The following is a 14,198-nucleotide window of genomic DNA, read 5'->3' on the forward strand; positions in this document are numbered from 1 at the left end:
GGAATCGGTATTGGCCTGTACATACGCTCCTTTCGGCGTCCGGTCCGTAAGGTTCGGATACATGGTGGTATTTCTTTCGGAGATGCTTTTATCGATACCCAGGTTGAACTTATAATTCAGCCCCGGCAGGATCCTCAGGGTGGCCTCCGTGTTTCCGAGCACCCTCAGGGTATTGGTTTTATCTTCATACACGCTCAGCAGGTACAGGGGATTGTAATGGGCATTCATATTGAAGTTCGTATAACTCCCCTTCTCATCATATACGGAACGGGTGGGATTGGCCATCAGGGCATGGATAATGACCTGCCCGTCCGATCCGGCATTGGCTCCGTTCGGAATCCCGGTTTCCCTGATGTCGCTGGCTGTAAGGTTGAACTTTACCTTTAACCTCTTGTTATCAAAGAAAGATTCTTCCGCATTTATACGGGCCGTCGTTCTTTTGAAGCTGCTGTTCAGCACGATACCATCCTGATCCATATGGGAAAGGGAAGCGAAGTAATTTCCGGTCTCCGTGGCTTTTGAGAATGACACGGAATGGTTCTGGGACACGGCATTTCTATAGATTTCATCCTGCCAGTCGGTATTTCCGCCGTGGTCATATGCTTTGTTGATGCCGGCAGCCCGGTATTCACCGGCTGTAAGCAGATCCAGTTTCCTGATAACGGAGGAAAAGCCCAGATAGGTATCATAGGTAAAAAGAGGATCTCCCTTTTTTCCTTTTTTAGTCGTTACGAGAACGACTCCGTTTGATCCTCTGGCTCCGTAAATAGCGGCAGCAGAGGCATCTTTCAGCACAGTGATAGACTCAATATCGGAAGTGTTCAGGAAGTTCAGCGGATTCTTGGCCTGGGCATTCCCAAGCCCGATATTGGGGCCGGCCGCACTTACGGGATCGTTATTCAGCGGAACCCCATCAACGACGAAAAGGGGCGTGCTCCCGCTCCGGATAGAACCGATACCCCTGATGGATACATTGATTCCCGCACCCGGCTCGCCGCTCGACTGCACGATACGGACGCCGGCAATTTTCCCCTGCATCAGGTTATCTACGGAGATATTCATCCCGTCCCTGAAGTTTTCCGCTTTCAGCTGGCTGATGGCGCCGGTAAGATCTGATTTTTTCTGTGTTCCGTATCCTACCAATGTTACTTCTTCAATGGAAGTAGCCGATTTTTTAGACCTGAGGCTTACCGAAACCGTAGTTCCTGTAATCCTGGTCTGCTGTATCTCATAACCTTCATAGGAAACGGATAGCGTCTGTCCCGCTGCAGCTTCAATACTGAAGTTTCCGGAAGCATCGGATAAAGTAGAAACCCCCGTTTCCACCACTGTGATTTTTGCGCCCTCTACTGCTGAGCCGTCCTGATCCGTGACAGTTCCCGTAATGGTTTCACCGATACGGTACGATATAGAACGGAGCGCCGCACATTCTCCGGCATACACCTGATGGCCTGCCAGAAAAAGTAATGCGACAGGGATTAGTTTTTTAACCGTAAAAAAATTAAATTTGTGATACATATCATTAAGTAAAGTAATTGCATGACATTACATTGCCTGGTGAAAAATTCCGCTGTTGTTGCCGCAACGGCGGTTTCTCGTTTAAGCACGTTCGTTTTTATTTCGGCACACAAAGTAAAAGCATCCTTTGCGAAATCATTTTAACCCAATATTATTTTAAAATCAAAAAAACATCAATGGTCTCAAAAAGGGAAAATAAAGTCCTCAGATAATCAGACCGTTGCGACAAACCATTTTCCGGGATTCACATAACCTTAAAAAAGAATTAACACCATCTGTACAAAAGGATGCCAGCAACCTCATTAATTTTACCTTTCAAAAAATGACGTTATGAAAAAGGCTGTTCTGATCTGTGCAAGTCTCGCCGCACCGGAATTCTTCCTGGCGCAGGTAAAAAGGCCGGATAAAGTAAAGATCAATGCGATACAGGTGATCGGTTCCCATAATTCCTATAAGAGAGCAATCCTCCCGGAAGTCTATGCTTATCTTTCGAAAAAAGACTCAATGCATGTGCTGCCGCGGATACAGTATGAACATATTCCTGTCCCGCAACAACTGGACCTGGGATTACGGAACCTCGAGATTGACGTGTATGCAGACAGCAAAGGCGGTAAATATGCCCATCCGAAAATCCTTGACCTGGTGAAGACCTCTGAACCGTTTGATCCGGAAGGCAAGATGAAAAAGCCCGGTTTCAAAATGATCCACATCACTGATATTGATTACCAGACCTGGTATTACACGCTGGAAGACTGCCTGAAAGACCTGAAAAAATGGTCTGATGCGCATCCCGGCCACACGCCTGTCTTCATCACCCTGGAACCTAAAGACGGAACCGTCAACCGCTTCGGAACAGAGCCTGAACATTATACCCCGCAATTGTTTGATGACCTTGACCATGAGCTCGTACAATATCTGGGCAGGAACAAGATCATGACCCCGGATGATGTCCGCGGATCTTACAAAACCCTTAATGAAGCAGTGATCCACAATAACTGGCCTACCGTAGATGCAGCAAGAGGAAAGTTTCTTTTCGTTCTGGATAACAACAGCGAAAACAGGGATCTCTATATAAAATCTCATCCTTCTTTAAAGGGAAGAATGGTATTCACCGATTCAGCGCCGGGAACACCTGAATCTGCCGTTCTCTTCAGAAACGAGCCCGGTCCCGAAATTTCCGGTTTGGTAAAACAGGGATATATTGTACGGACCCGTGCGGATGCGGATACCATGGAGGCAAGAAAAGAGGATTATTCAAGGTTTGAAAAAGCAAAAGCCAGCGGTGCCCAGATTATTACCACCGATTATTATCAGCCCAGCTCACTTTTCCCGTCGGCTTACAAGATCAGCTTTGACAATGGAATGTTTGAGAGAAGCAACCCCGTGAACGGAAAATAGAAACATTTTTTACGATTAGATTGATAGGAAAAGGCTGCCGGCTCCCGGTGGTCTTTTCTGTGAACTCCAGAGAGCAGGCCCCGGGATACGAAGCCGTGAAAATAAGCATTCATAAACTTCTGATTCCGGTGGATGTACAGACCGGATGACGTATTTACAGCATAAAAAAACCGCTACGATACGGTAGCGGCTTTCTGTATGAAATTCGTTTTTTAGCAATATTCATCATAGGCAGCCTGAAGGTTAGCTGCAATAGCACCGGCAGGGTTTCCTTCAATGTGGTGTCTTTCCAGCATATGCACCAGTTCGCCGTCTTTAAAAAGAGCAACGCATGGGGAACTTGGAGGGAATGGCGCGAGATGTTTTCTGGCCTCCACTACAGCCTCTGTATCAAAACCTGCAAAAACAGTAGTCAGGTGATCCGGCTTTTTATCGCCTGTAAGGGAATATACGACACCCGGCCTTGCAGCACCTGCCGCACATCCGCATACGGAGTTAATAACTAAAAGGGTAGTTCCTGATTGCTTAAGGGCATCTTCCACCTGTGAAGGCGTTGTTAAATCTTCAAAACCTTTATCTGTAAGTTCAGCCTTCATCGGCAGTACTAAATCTGTTGGATACATATTTTTGTTTTTAAATCAGATACAAATTTAAGCAATTCTTTATTTGTGGTCAACATATAAAAACTATCGCTTTTTTTGGCAAATGAAATGAACAAAATGAAAATAATTCAACACAAACCCGTTTTATTAATCGAAAAAACGTTAATATTAAAAAATAAATAGTAATTTTGAAATGATTCTAAAAACAAATCTATACGAAAAAACATTTATTCTCTTTCGAGGTATCTCTGCTTCCCGCTCCGGCCGTCAGCAGAAGCTGCGGAATAAAAAAAGCCCGGAACTTTTCAGTCCGGGCTTTCTAATCAAATCGATAAGCAAAGGTTGAGCATCCTGAAGGATCCTGTTAACGGCCGGGGACTTTGCTCAACACCCGGCCGGTCTTTTTATGAAAGCAGTCTTTTCGCTGTTTCAGAGATGCTTTTTCCGTCGGACTTTCCGGCCAGTGCCTTTGAGGCTGCAGCCATTACTTTTCCCAGGTCTTTTCCGGATGCTGCTCCGGTTTCAGCAATGATATTTTTAATTTCAGCCTCCAATTCTTCAGCAGACAGCTGCTTTGGCAGGAATTGCTCAATGACTTTCATCTGGGCTTCCTCCACTTCGGCAAGATCGTTTCTTCCCTGCGCAGTAAACTGATCGTAGGAATCTTTACGTTGTTTTACCATTCTCTGAAGAATCGCAATTTCCTGTTCTTCCGTGATTTCTTTCCCTAAGGCTTCTGTTTTCAGCAGCAAAATCTGGGATTTTACAGCACGTAGGGAATCAAGGGCTACCCTGTCCTTGGCTCTCATAGCCGTTTTTATAGCCTCGCTTATGGTATTTTCTAAACTCATATTTTTTTAATTTAACAATGGATCAATGTAACGGTTTACCAGTACAATGATAAATATTGTTGCATTGATACATTGATACATTGATACATTGTTATATTGTTAATCAACGTCTTTATTTAAAAACCTGTTTTCACGGATCTGCATGGAACCATTGTTGTCAGACAGGTAGGTATTGATATTCTGTTCTGAAGCATTGTTTCCGTCTATGGAAATATTCTTTCTCTTGAAGGCAGGAACCGATTCAAATTCACTGGAACTGTCGAAGTTCTGATAGCGTGAATTGAATTCTTTCAGCTTGTTTCTTCTTTCCACTATCCTTTCCTGGTCTGCCGTTTTATTGACAAACGTAAATTCGGTGTCCGGAGCTGGCTGTGATTCGGGCTCCTGTCTTTGTTCGGCAAAGGTCTCTTTTTCCTCAACAGCTTCCTCTTTCAGGTGGTTGAAGAAATATTCTACCTTCTGCAGGGGTTCTTCCGTGAGATGGCTGACCTGGTGTGAGGACAGTTCTGCTTTCGGCTGGCCGGAATCTGACTTTGGCTCATTTGCCTGAGGTTCATGAACAAAGAAGCTGAATTCCACCGGCTTTTCCTGAGAATAGGAATTCCCGAAAGAAGCATTATGCTGCGGGTCTTCTTTTTTGCTGTCCACATCAAAACGGAAAGACTGTATCTCAAGATCATTCGGGTCATCGCTTTCATCGTCATTGGTAAACAGGCTGTAGGATTCTTCCTGATTTTCCTCCTGATTCCAGTGCTGTGTAAAGCTTTGGTCCGTATCTTCTTGTTTATCAAAGAACTGCATCCTTGTTTCTACGGAATCGTCTTCAATAGTCATTTTTTTTTCAGAAGAAGAAGAACCGAACAGCGGGGTATCATGGTCTTCATCATCCAGCCTGAATACATTTTTACCGCCGAAATCATGGCTGTGCCCTGAAACGGAATCTCTCTGGTCCCTGGTTTTAAAAGGTGATTCTTTCTGGCTGTCGAAAGTATCATTCAGGCTGATTTTTATTTTTTCCGTAGGTCCGGAAAATTTCTTGTTATCATTGGAAAATCCGGTGGCAATAACCAGTACGCTTACAGAATCGCCGAGTTCTTCATCCGCACCTACCCCGAAGATAATGTCTGCCGTATTACCGGCTTCTTTCTGGATGTGGTCCATAATGATTCCGATCTCGTCCATGGTTACTTCTTCGGCACCGCTTCTGATCAGCAGGAGTACATTTTTGGCACCGATGATCTTGTTATCATTCAGCAGCGGAGAATCCAATGCTTTTCTGACTGCTTCTTCGGCCTTATTTTCACCGGAAGCCATTCCTGTGGACATCAGAGCTGTCCCGGAATTCTGAAGCACGGATTTGGCATCCCGGAAGTCAATGTTTACATCAAAATATCCGGTAATCACCTCAGCCATTCCTTTGGCTGCATTGGTAAGGACCTCATCCGCTTTGGAGAAGCCCTGCTTGAATCCCAGGTTACCGAACTGCTGTCTCAGTTTATCATTATTGATGACAATCAGGGAATCTACATTATCCCTTAGCTTATCGAGCCCGTTTTCCGCCTGTTCCAGCCTTCTTTTTCCCTCAAAGCTGAATGGGACAGTAACGATTCCTACGGTAAGGATTCCCATATCTTTGGCTACTTTAGCAATAACGGGAGCCGCTCCGGTTCCGGTTCCGCCGCCCATACCGGCCGTTATGAATACCATTTTGGTATTCTGCCCCATCGCGGCTTTGATTTCCTCAATGCTTTCAATAGCCGATTTCTCCCCTACTTCCGGATCTGCCCCGGCACCGAGGCCTTCGGTAATGGTAGTTCCCAGCTGCACCTTATTGGCAACCGGATTATTGTCCAGCGTCTGGGCATCCGTATTACAGATCACGAAGTCTACCCCGTGAATTCCTTTCTCGTACATGTGTTTCAAAGCATTGTTTCCGCCGCCGCCTACACCGATTACTTTTATGATTGATGAATTTCCTTTTGGCAAATCAAATGAAAATCCCTGAGACCCTAAATTTTCCATAACTATATTCTTTTATAATTATAATTGACTGATGACTATGATAAGAAGATTGTACACCGCTTACCTGCACCATTTATAATTTTACTCTACTTCTTCAAAAAATTTTTTTACTTTTTCCATCAGCGACTGCCCGAAAGTCAGTTTCGCTGCTCTTTTCTTCTGTTGCTCGCTGATGGTTTCCTGCTGCTGTACAGCCTCCTCCTGTTGTTCAGGATGGGATACCGGTTCAACAGGCGTTGCAGCGGTTGTTTCCGCAGCAGCAGCGGCCTGCGCCTGTTCTTCGATTACTTCCTGCATCTCCGCATTCTGTTTTTTGTCCCTTATCTTAAGACTTTCCATCAGCAACCCGATGGAGGTGGCATATTCGGGACCTTTAAGATACTGATTTTTATCATTCGCAATATACTCATTTGCAAAACCTATTCTGCTATCGAATCCTGTGGTATAATTGGCCAGCTGCCTCAGGTGTTTCAGGTTGGACCCGCCACCGGTAAGAACGATACCTGCGATCAGTTTTTTCTTCTGCTCAAAAGCGCCGTATGCTTTCAGTTCAGTGTTTACCATTTCCAGGATTTCCTCTACCCTGGCGTTGATGATCTGAGCAAGAGTTTTCAGTGAAATTTCTTTGTCCGGCCTGCCATGGAGTCCGGGAATCGTGACATACGTACTGTCTTTTTCCAGTTCCGGAACGGCAGATCCGAATTTCACTTTCAGCTGCTCGGCATGCTTCTCTATAATAGAGCAGCCTTCTTTAATATCTTCCGTAATAATCCCGCCGCCGTAAGGGATGACACAGGTATGACGGATGATATTATCTTTGAATATAGCAATATCGGTAGTACCGCCACCGATATCTACGATGGCTACTCCGGCTTCTTTTTCTTCTTTGGTAAGAACAGCTTCCGAAGAGGCAAGCGGCTCCAGGGTAAGGGCCTCCATCTGCAATCCGGCTTCCCGCACGCATCTGGCAATGTTGCGGATGCTTCCCATCTGGCCTACCACCACATGGAAATTGGCTTCCAGACGTTTTCCGTGCATCCCTACCGGCTCCTGGATTTCCCCTTCGGAGTCTACCTTGTATTCCTGAGGCAGGACATGGATAATCTCTTCTCCCGGAAGCATCACCAGTTTCTTGACCTGGTCTTTCAGGGCTTCTATATCGTCATCTGTAATAAACTTATCCGGATGTTCACGCATAATATAATCGGAGTGCTGCAGGGAACGGATATGTTTCCCGGCAATTCCTACCGTAACTTTACGGATCGGGACTCCTGCGCTGGACTGTGCTTCAGAAACAGCAGCTTTGATTGAATTAATGGTCTGTGAAATATTATTCACAATACCTTTGTGAACACCAAGACTCTTAGCCTTTCCTACACCGAGAACTTCTATTTTCCCGTGTGTATTCCTCCTTCCGACAATCGCGACAATCTTCGTTGTCCCGATGTCCAGACCTACTGAATACTCTTGATTTTCCATTTTTATATCGATTTGATTTTTTATTATTTGCTTCGCTAATAAGGTTTGATCCTTGTTTTTATTCTATTTTTACAGTGGCCTTCCGTTTTGGTTTTACAGCCGGAGCTTTGGCCTGCGGTTTTTTAGTTTCCTTCGGCCGGGTTTTCTCTTTTTTCCGGACGGCAGCTTTTCGCGTTTCTTTTTTTATGCTTTCGGCTTTCGGCTTTTCCTCCGTTTTCTTTAAAGGGGCAAGAGCCGGAGCTTTGGCCAATTCCTTGTTTCCTGCTTTCAGGATACTGTCGTTTTCCTTGAAATAAGGATTCAGGGTGGTTACAATCTGGTTCTGGTATTTTACAGACACCATACTGTATTTTGCCGGATCCTGATACACCAGGTATTTTTCAACAAAAGTTTTGAACCCCTTCACCTTGAACTCGATATTGTCCAGGTCCCCGATTTCCACTTTGTAATTCCCTTCGCTGGTCAGCAGGTTATAATTGCCGTTGTCCTTGGAGATCCCGATAAAGTATTTCTTGCTGAAATCGTCATTATCGATCTTTTCTACGAGTTCCGCCAGCTTTTCATATTCATTTCTTTTTACATCTCCCGTTACCAGCATACAGGGATGGGAATAGGTTTTTGAAATAGGAAACTCGGTTCCTTTTCCGTCAACATAAAAATCATTCCCGTCTCTATTCAGCCTGAATACCGGCACCCGCTGTTTAATATCCAGATTCAGTTTACCGTTCAGATTCAGATAGACATTGGCACTGTCTATTGCCGGCAGCGCATTGATTTTCTTTTCCAGCGCAGGGATATTCAGTTCCCCTACTTTTCCGGAAGGGTTTTGCTTCTTCACAATCTCCCGGATGTCTTTTTCATCAACAAAATATACCGGTGTTTTTTCATTCATTTTTACAGAAATTTTATCATCCGTAATAGGCTGGCCACTGAACTTCTTCAGGGAGAAGCTCAGCAGAAACCCGAGAAGAATCACGGTAACGGCAATTTTTAATATTCTGTATTTATTTTTCATTTTCTTTATGGGAACACTAAGTTCACAAAGCTTTTTTATTTTTTAGTTTTCACTCATCCATTTACAAATGGGGCTGTACAGCGTATCGATGTTTCCTGCCCCTACCGTGAGGAGGATATGGAAATCCTTTTCTTTTATCCTGTCAAGGGCATCCGGCAGTGCTGAACATTCCTTCTTATCTAAAGTTACTTTTTTTAACAACCACCCGGAAGTAATTCCTTCAAAATTTTCCTGAATTTCTCTTGCCGGATAAATATCCAGAAGAATCAGTTCATCAGCCTGGCTCAGGCTTTCGGCAAATCCGTCCGCAAAATCGCGGGTACGGCTGAAGAGATGCGGCTGAAAGACCACCAGCAGTTTCTTGTCCGGATAAAACGTCCGTATGGAGCTTACCACGGCATTGATTTCCGTGGGATGGTGGGCATAGTCATCAATGTATATTTTGCCGTTTTCATAATTATGCCTGGTATATCGCCTTTTGATGCCTTTAAATCCGGCAATGGCCTTTTTCAGGGTCTCAAAACCGACGCCCAACTTGTGCATAACGGCCAATGCAGCTGTGGCATTTTCAATATTATGAATTCCGGGAAGTTCCCAGCTGAAATCTTTTACCGATTCTCCGGGTGTGTGAAAATCAAAGTACAGGCTGTCACCCATCATCCGGAGATTATCCGAATAATAATCCGCTTCTTCATTTACGGCATACGTAAGATGAGGCCTTCCGATCCCGCTTCCTTTCCTTACCAACAGCTGCCGGTCATCGGGAACCAGTGCCGCAAACTGGCGGAACCCTTCTTCAATTGTATCTTTATCACCGTAGATATCAAGATGATCTGCATCGGTGGAAGTAATAATAGCCCAGTCCGGGGAAAGGTTCAGAAAGCTGCGGTCATACTCATCTGCTTCCACTACGGAATACTGTGAGCCGTTGTACAGGAAATTGGATCTGAAATTCTCGGAAATCCCGCCTAAAAAGCAGGAAAACGGAAGGTCTGCCTCTTTGCAAAGATGAGAAATCAGGGTAGAGGTCGTGGTCTTTCCATGGGTTCCTGCTACTGCAATACAGTCTGTATTTTCGGTAATCAGTCCCAGTACTTTTGCCCGCTTCAGAACTTCAAAGCGTTTTTCGTTAAAATAATCCAGGATGCCCAGTTTTTTTATGGCAGGCGTATAGATCACCAGTGTATTTTCCTGATGAAGCATGGTTATTTTTTCGTCAATGACATCTTCAAAAACAATATCAATCCCTTCGCTCATTAAAACCTGGGTAAGTAGGGTCTCCGTTTTATCGTATCCGGAAACATTTTTGCCGGAAGCATGGAAATAGCGTGCCAAAGCACTCATTCCGATCCCTCCGATCCCGACGAAGTAAAAATTCTGATAAGTTTCTAAAATTTTCATTAATTACGCTATGTATTTTTTTATACTGTAAAATGTATATTTTCTGTTACTGCTGTTACGCTATACCTTTTATAGTTTCTTTATTATTTCGTTTACAATCTCTTCTGCCGCATCCGGTCTGGCAAAATATTTAAGATTTTCAGACATCTCTCTCCTGAGTTCCTGATGATCGCAGAGGTCTGATAATGTAGTCCAGAACTTTTCCTGCATTTCACTGTCCCTTACCATCATGGCAGCCTTTTTTTCCACCAGATTCAGTGCATTTTTGGTCTGATGGTCTTCTGCAGCAAACGGAAAAGGAACCAGGACTACCGGTTTCTGTGCTACTGCCAGTTCAGAGATGGCAATGGCTCCTGCCCTGGAAACGATGATATCTGCTGCAGAATAAGCGGTTTCCATATCCTTAATGAACTCTTTCAACTGAACGGAAGCCGGAAGCCGGAGAGTGGAAGACAGTTCATTATAATCCGTTTTTCCGGTCTGCCAGATCAGCTGGCAGCCCTTTTCCTCAAGTTTCTGAAGATTTTCTTTCCAGCCGTTGTTCAGGGTTCTGGAACCCAGTGAACCTCCGACGGAAAGGATGGTCAGTTTGTTTTTATCCAATCCCATTTTTTCCTTTGCGGATGCCGTATCCTGCATTCCGGTTACAATGGAAGAACGGATGGGATTTCCCAGAAACTGTATTTTATCAGGCGGAAAACCTTCCACTTCAGGATAGGCGGTAAATACGGCCCTGGCTTTTTTGCTTAATATTTTATTGGTTACTCCGGCATGGGCATTCTGCTCCTGTATAAAAAAGGGAATTCCCAGTTTCCCGGCTTCATAAAGCGCAGGCCCGCTGGCAAAACCGCCGGTCCCTACGGCAAAGTCGGGAGCAAATTCTTTGATCAGTGCTTTTGAGCGGGACAGGCTTTTTAAAATTTTGAACGGCAGTCCCAGATTGGACAGCAGGTTCCCCCTGTTGATCCCGGCAATATCAATGCCTTTAATGGAATAACCGGCCTGTGGAACTTTTTCCATTTCCATTTTACCGTTGGCCCCGATGAATAAAAACTCAGCTTCCGGAAACCGTTTCCTGATTTCGTCTGCAATGGCAATAGCCGGGAAGATATGTCCTCCGGTTCCTCCGCCTGAAAGTAAAACGCGGATGGCTGCTGGCTGCCGGCTGCCGGCTGGTTTGTTATTCATTTTTTATCTCTGTTAAAATTGACTTTATATTCTGGCAGGACTTCCACCTGCCCTATCTATTTTATTTGTTTCAGACCTGGTTATGCAATGTCATTGATTTCCGCAATGCTCTGTTTCTTACCCATTCCCTCTTCATCATAAATCTGGATCCTGGAGCTGATATTTAAAATAATGCCAAGCTGCAGGTAGGTTACCAGCATGGACGTCCCTCCGTAGCTGATCAGCGGTAACGGCTGCCCGGTAACCGGAATCAGATTGACGGCAACGGCAATATTTACCGACAGCTGTACGAAGATCATCACGCCGAGGCTCAGCACCAGCAGAGATCCGAAGAAGGCCGGCATCTTACTGGCGATCATGACAATCCGGATCATCATAATCAGGTACAGACTGACCAGGAAAGCGGCACCTATCACACCGTATTCTTCAACAATGACGGCGAAGATAAAGTCGGAAGCCGATTGCGGGAGCATTTGCTTCAGGGCACTTTTCCCGGGGCCCATCCCCGTAATCCCTCCGTGTACGATGGCTGCTTTGGCCTGCATCACCTGGTAGTTTTTAGCCTTCACACTTTCGTCATCCACATCAGCCGATTTGGCTTTGCTGGACGTAAACGTCTCAATACGGCTCATCCAGGTATGCACCCTGTTCCCACCGATCAGATTGCTATTCAGGGCAATAACCAGGAACAGCACAATCGCCACGAATGACGATGAAATGAAACCTGCAATATATTTCCAGTGGAGCTGTCCTACAATCAGCACAATTACGGAAACCATAAGAATCATCAGTGCCGTGGATCCGTTATCTTTTGCCACCAGCACAAAAACCAGTAAAATCGGGCCGAAGATGTACATGATGTTTTCAATCGGCAGTCTTTCCCGGGTAATTTTTTTCGTAAGGTACCGGCACAGGTAAATGATGAGCATGAGAAATGCAAAGGAAGACGGCTGAAAGGAAATAGGGGTTCCGGGGATTTTCAGCCACCGGGAGGCACTGGCCCCGTCGATGGTCTGTCCGGTGAACATGGTAACGATCAACAGGACAATCATAAGCCCGAGCAGAATACTGCTAAGCTTCCCTATATATTCATATTTTACCATTCCTACCACCCTCATAATGCCTAATCCCAAGACAACGAAGAACATATGTTTGATAACGTGACCTGTGGTGGTCCCGTTATTGACAATATATTCCAGATTCGAACTTGCAGAATATACCGGGAAGATAGAGAAAATGGAGATCACAAGAATGACCATCCAAAGTACTTTATCGCCCTTCAGGAATTCAAATCTGTTTTCTGTATCTTGTTCGTTCATCATATTTTCAGGCTTTAGCGGCCGTTTTCTGACTGCCGGCAATCAGGACCTGCTCTTTAAACTGGCGGCCCCTGTCTTCATAACTTTTAAATAAATCAAAGCTGGCACAGCATGGGGAAAGCAGTACCGTTTCTCCTTTTTTAGCCAGTGATTTTGAAATCTTCACAGCTTGCTCCATGCTGGAAGTGTCATAAATAACATCTTTCTTATCTTTGAAAAAGTCTATAATTTTCTGGTTGTCGACCCCAAGGCAGACGATGGCTTTCACTTTTCTTTTTACCAGGTCTTCTATTTCGGTATAATCGTTTCCTTTATCTACCCCGCCTACAATCCAGATCGTTGGTGTTTTCATGCTTTCCAGGGCATAATAGGCTGCATTCACATTGGTTGCCTTGCTGTCATTGATGTATTTTACCCCATCTATTTCAGCCACGCCTTCCAGCCTGTGTTCTACCGCCTGGAAAGTCATCAGGGAATGCCTGATGCTTTCATTATTGATTTCCAGTATCTTCCCTGCTATGGAAGCAGCCAGGCTGTTGGCAACATTGTGGGTACCGATGAGCGACAGGTCTGCCGTTTTCATGGCAAAGCCATCATTCAGCTTTACAACAATATTTTCTTCTTCCACAAAACCCCCTTCCGCAAGTTTTTCTTTTGTGGAAAAAGGAATCATCCGGGCTTTGATTTCCAGTTTTTCCAGCAGGCTTTTGCTCATTTCATCATCTTTGTTGTAAATGAAGAAATTATCGTTTTCCTGGTTTTCCGCTATTCTGAACTTGGCCAGTGCATATTCCTCATAGTTGTAGTTGTACTGGTCCAGGTGGTCCTGTGACAGGTTCAGCAGCAGGGAAATGTACGGCCTGAAATTCTGGATATCATCCAGCTGGAAGGAGCTGACTTCCAGAACATAATATTCATGGTTTTCATCGGCTACCTGCTTTGCGAAGCTGTACCCGATATTTCCGCCCAGTCCTACTTTAAGTCCGTCGTTTTTCAGGATGTGATAAATCAGTGAAGTGGTGGTGGTCTTTCCGTTGCTTCCGGTGATAGCAATGATTTTCGCATCGGTAAATTCCGCGGCGAATTCAATTTCAGAGGAAAGCCTGATGCCTTTCTCCTGGATTCTGGTAATCAGTTCAGCCTTTTTCGGGATGCCGGGGCTTTTTACGATCCAGCCGGCATTGAGTATTCTTTCCTCATCGTGGCTTCCTTCTTCAAACTCAATTTCATTTTCGGTCAGAAACTGCTTATAGTGATCCTTAATGGCCCCCTTGTCTGAAAGAAAAACTTCCAGGCCTTGTTTTTTAGCCAAATAAGCAGCGCCGCATCCGCTTTCTCCTCCTCCTAAAACAACTATTTTCATATTAATTTTTTTGTATTGTGTAAAAAGCAGAAAGGTATAAGG

11 protein-coding genes are annotated in these 14,198 nt (G+C 44.8%); 1 reads left to right on the forward strand and 10 read right to left on the reverse strand.

Annotated features, from left to right (window positions below):
• Nucleotides 1-1,518, reverse strand: a 1,518-nt coding sequence (locus tag QZ735_RS06580; RefSeq protein WP_294245866.1) for a TonB-dependent receptor plug domain-containing protein, incomplete at its 3' end; no start/stop codon positions are given.
• A gap of 330 nt (nt 1,519-1,848) precedes the next feature.
• Here QZ735_RS06580 and QZ735_RS06585 point away from each other — a divergent pair.
• Nucleotides 1,849-2,916, forward strand: a complete 1,068-nt coding sequence (locus tag QZ735_RS06585) for a phosphatidylinositol-specific phospholipase C1-like protein (RefSeq protein ID WP_294245870.1) — start codon at nt 1,849-1,851, stop codon at nt 2,914-2,916.
• Between the two features lie 212 nt (nt 2,917-3,128).
• Here QZ735_RS06585 and QZ735_RS06590 read toward each other — a convergent pair whose 3' ends face one another.
• The 9 genes from QZ735_RS06590 to murD all read right to left on the reverse strand — a co-directional run bounded on the left by QZ735_RS06590 (nt 3,129) and on the right by murD (nt 14,156).
• Nucleotides 3,129-3,539: a BrxA/BrxB family bacilliredoxin gene (locus tag QZ735_RS06590; RefSeq protein ID WP_294245873.1), complete on the reverse strand. Its 411-nt coding sequence runs from the start codon at nt 3,537-3,539 to the stop codon at nt 3,129-3,131.
• A 383-nt stretch (nt 3,540-3,922) separates the two neighbouring features.
• Complete coding sequence (locus QZ735_RS06595) at nt 3,923-4,369, reverse strand: GatB/YqeY domain-containing protein (protein ID WP_294245876.1); 447 nt, start codon at nt 4,367-4,369, stop codon at nt 3,923-3,925.
• A gap of 99 nt (nt 4,370-4,468) precedes the next feature.
• On the reverse strand, nt 4,469-6,391 hold the full coding sequence (gene ftsZ / locus QZ735_RS06600) for a cell division protein FtsZ (RefSeq protein ID WP_294245878.1): 1,923 nt from the start codon (nt 6,389-6,391) through the stop codon (nt 4,469-4,471).
• An 81-nt stretch (nt 6,392-6,472) separates the two neighbouring features.
• On the reverse strand, nt 6,473-7,870 hold the full coding sequence (ftsA, locus tag QZ735_RS06605) for a cell division protein FtsA (RefSeq protein WP_294245881.1): 1,398 nt from the start codon (nt 7,868-7,870) through the stop codon (nt 6,473-6,475).
• Nucleotides 7,871-7,928: 58 nt separating this feature from the next.
• The gene (locus QZ735_RS06610) at nt 7,929-8,885 is read right to left on the reverse strand and encodes a cell division protein FtsQ/DivIB (RefSeq protein ID WP_294245884.1); all 957 of its coding nucleotides are present in this window, start codon (nt 8,883-8,885) and stop codon (nt 7,929-7,931) included.
• A gap of 42 nt (nt 8,886-8,927) precedes the next feature.
• Nucleotides 8,928-10,286 (reverse strand): UDP-N-acetylmuramate--L-alanine ligase, encoded by a 1,359-nt coding sequence (gene murC / locus QZ735_RS06615; RefSeq protein ID WP_294245887.1) that lies wholly within the window; start codon nt 10,284-10,286, stop codon nt 8,928-8,930.
• A gap of 69 nt (nt 10,287-10,355) precedes the next feature.
• Nucleotides 10,356-11,474 (reverse strand): undecaprenyldiphospho-muramoylpentapeptide beta-N-acetylglucosaminyltransferase, encoded by a 1,119-nt coding sequence (gene murG / locus QZ735_RS06620; protein WP_294245889.1) that lies wholly within the window; start codon nt 11,472-11,474, stop codon nt 10,356-10,358.
• Between the two features lie 80 nt (nt 11,475-11,554).
• Nucleotides 11,555-12,793, reverse strand: a complete 1,239-nt coding sequence (locus QZ735_RS06625; RefSeq protein ID WP_294245943.1) for an FtsW/RodA/SpoVE family cell cycle protein — start codon at nt 12,791-12,793, stop codon at nt 11,555-11,557.
• A 7-nt stretch (nt 12,794-12,800) separates the two neighbouring features.
• Complete coding sequence (gene murD / locus QZ735_RS06630) at nt 12,801-14,156, reverse strand: UDP-N-acetylmuramoyl-L-alanine--D-glutamate ligase (protein WP_294245891.1); 1,356 nt, start codon at nt 14,154-14,156, stop codon at nt 12,801-12,803.
• Nucleotides 14,157-14,198 lie beyond the last annotated feature (42 nt).

This window comes from uncultured Chryseobacterium sp. (assembly GCF_913776365.1).
Taxonomy (GTDB): domain Bacteria; phylum Bacteroidota; class Bacteroidia; order Flavobacteriales; family Weeksellaceae; genus Chryseobacterium.

Bases quoted from the DNA above. Each gene is read 5' to 3' on its own strand.
- QZ735_RS06585 (WP_294245870.1), top strand. From the start codon at position 1,849: ATGAAAAAGGCTGTTCTGATCTGTGCAAGTCTCGCCGCACCGGAATTC.
- QZ735_RS06590 (WP_294245873.1), bottom strand. From the start codon at position 3,539: ATGTATCCAACAGATTTAGTACTGCCGATGAAGGCTGAACTTACAGAT.
- QZ735_RS06595 (WP_294245876.1), bottom strand. From the start codon at position 4,369: ATGAGTTTAGAAAATACCATAAGCGAGGCTATAAAAACGGCTATGAGA.
- ftsZ (WP_294245878.1), bottom strand. From the start codon at position 6,391: ATGGAAAATTTAGGGTCTCAGGGATTTTCATTTGATTTGCCAAAAGGA.
- ftsA (WP_294245881.1), bottom strand. From the start codon at position 7,870: ATGGAAAATCAAGAGTATTCAGTAGGTCTGGACATCGGGACAACGAAG.
- QZ735_RS06610 (WP_294245884.1), bottom strand. From the start codon at position 8,885: ATGAAAAATAAATACAGAATATTAAAAATTGCCGTTACCGTGATTCTT.
- murC (WP_294245887.1), bottom strand. From the start codon at position 10,286: ATGAAAATTTTAGAAACTTATCAGAATTTTTACTTCGTCGGGATCGGA.
- murG (WP_294245889.1), bottom strand. From the start codon at position 11,474: ATGAATAACAAACCAGCCGGCAGCCGGCAGCCAGCAGCCATCCGCGTT.
- QZ735_RS06625 (WP_294245943.1), bottom strand. From the start codon at position 12,793: ATGAACGAACAAGATACAGAAAACAGATTTGAATTCCTGAAGGGCGAT.
- murD (WP_294245891.1), bottom strand. From the start codon at position 14,156: ATGAAAATAGTTGTTTTAGGAGGAGGAGAAAGCGGATGCGGCGCTGCT.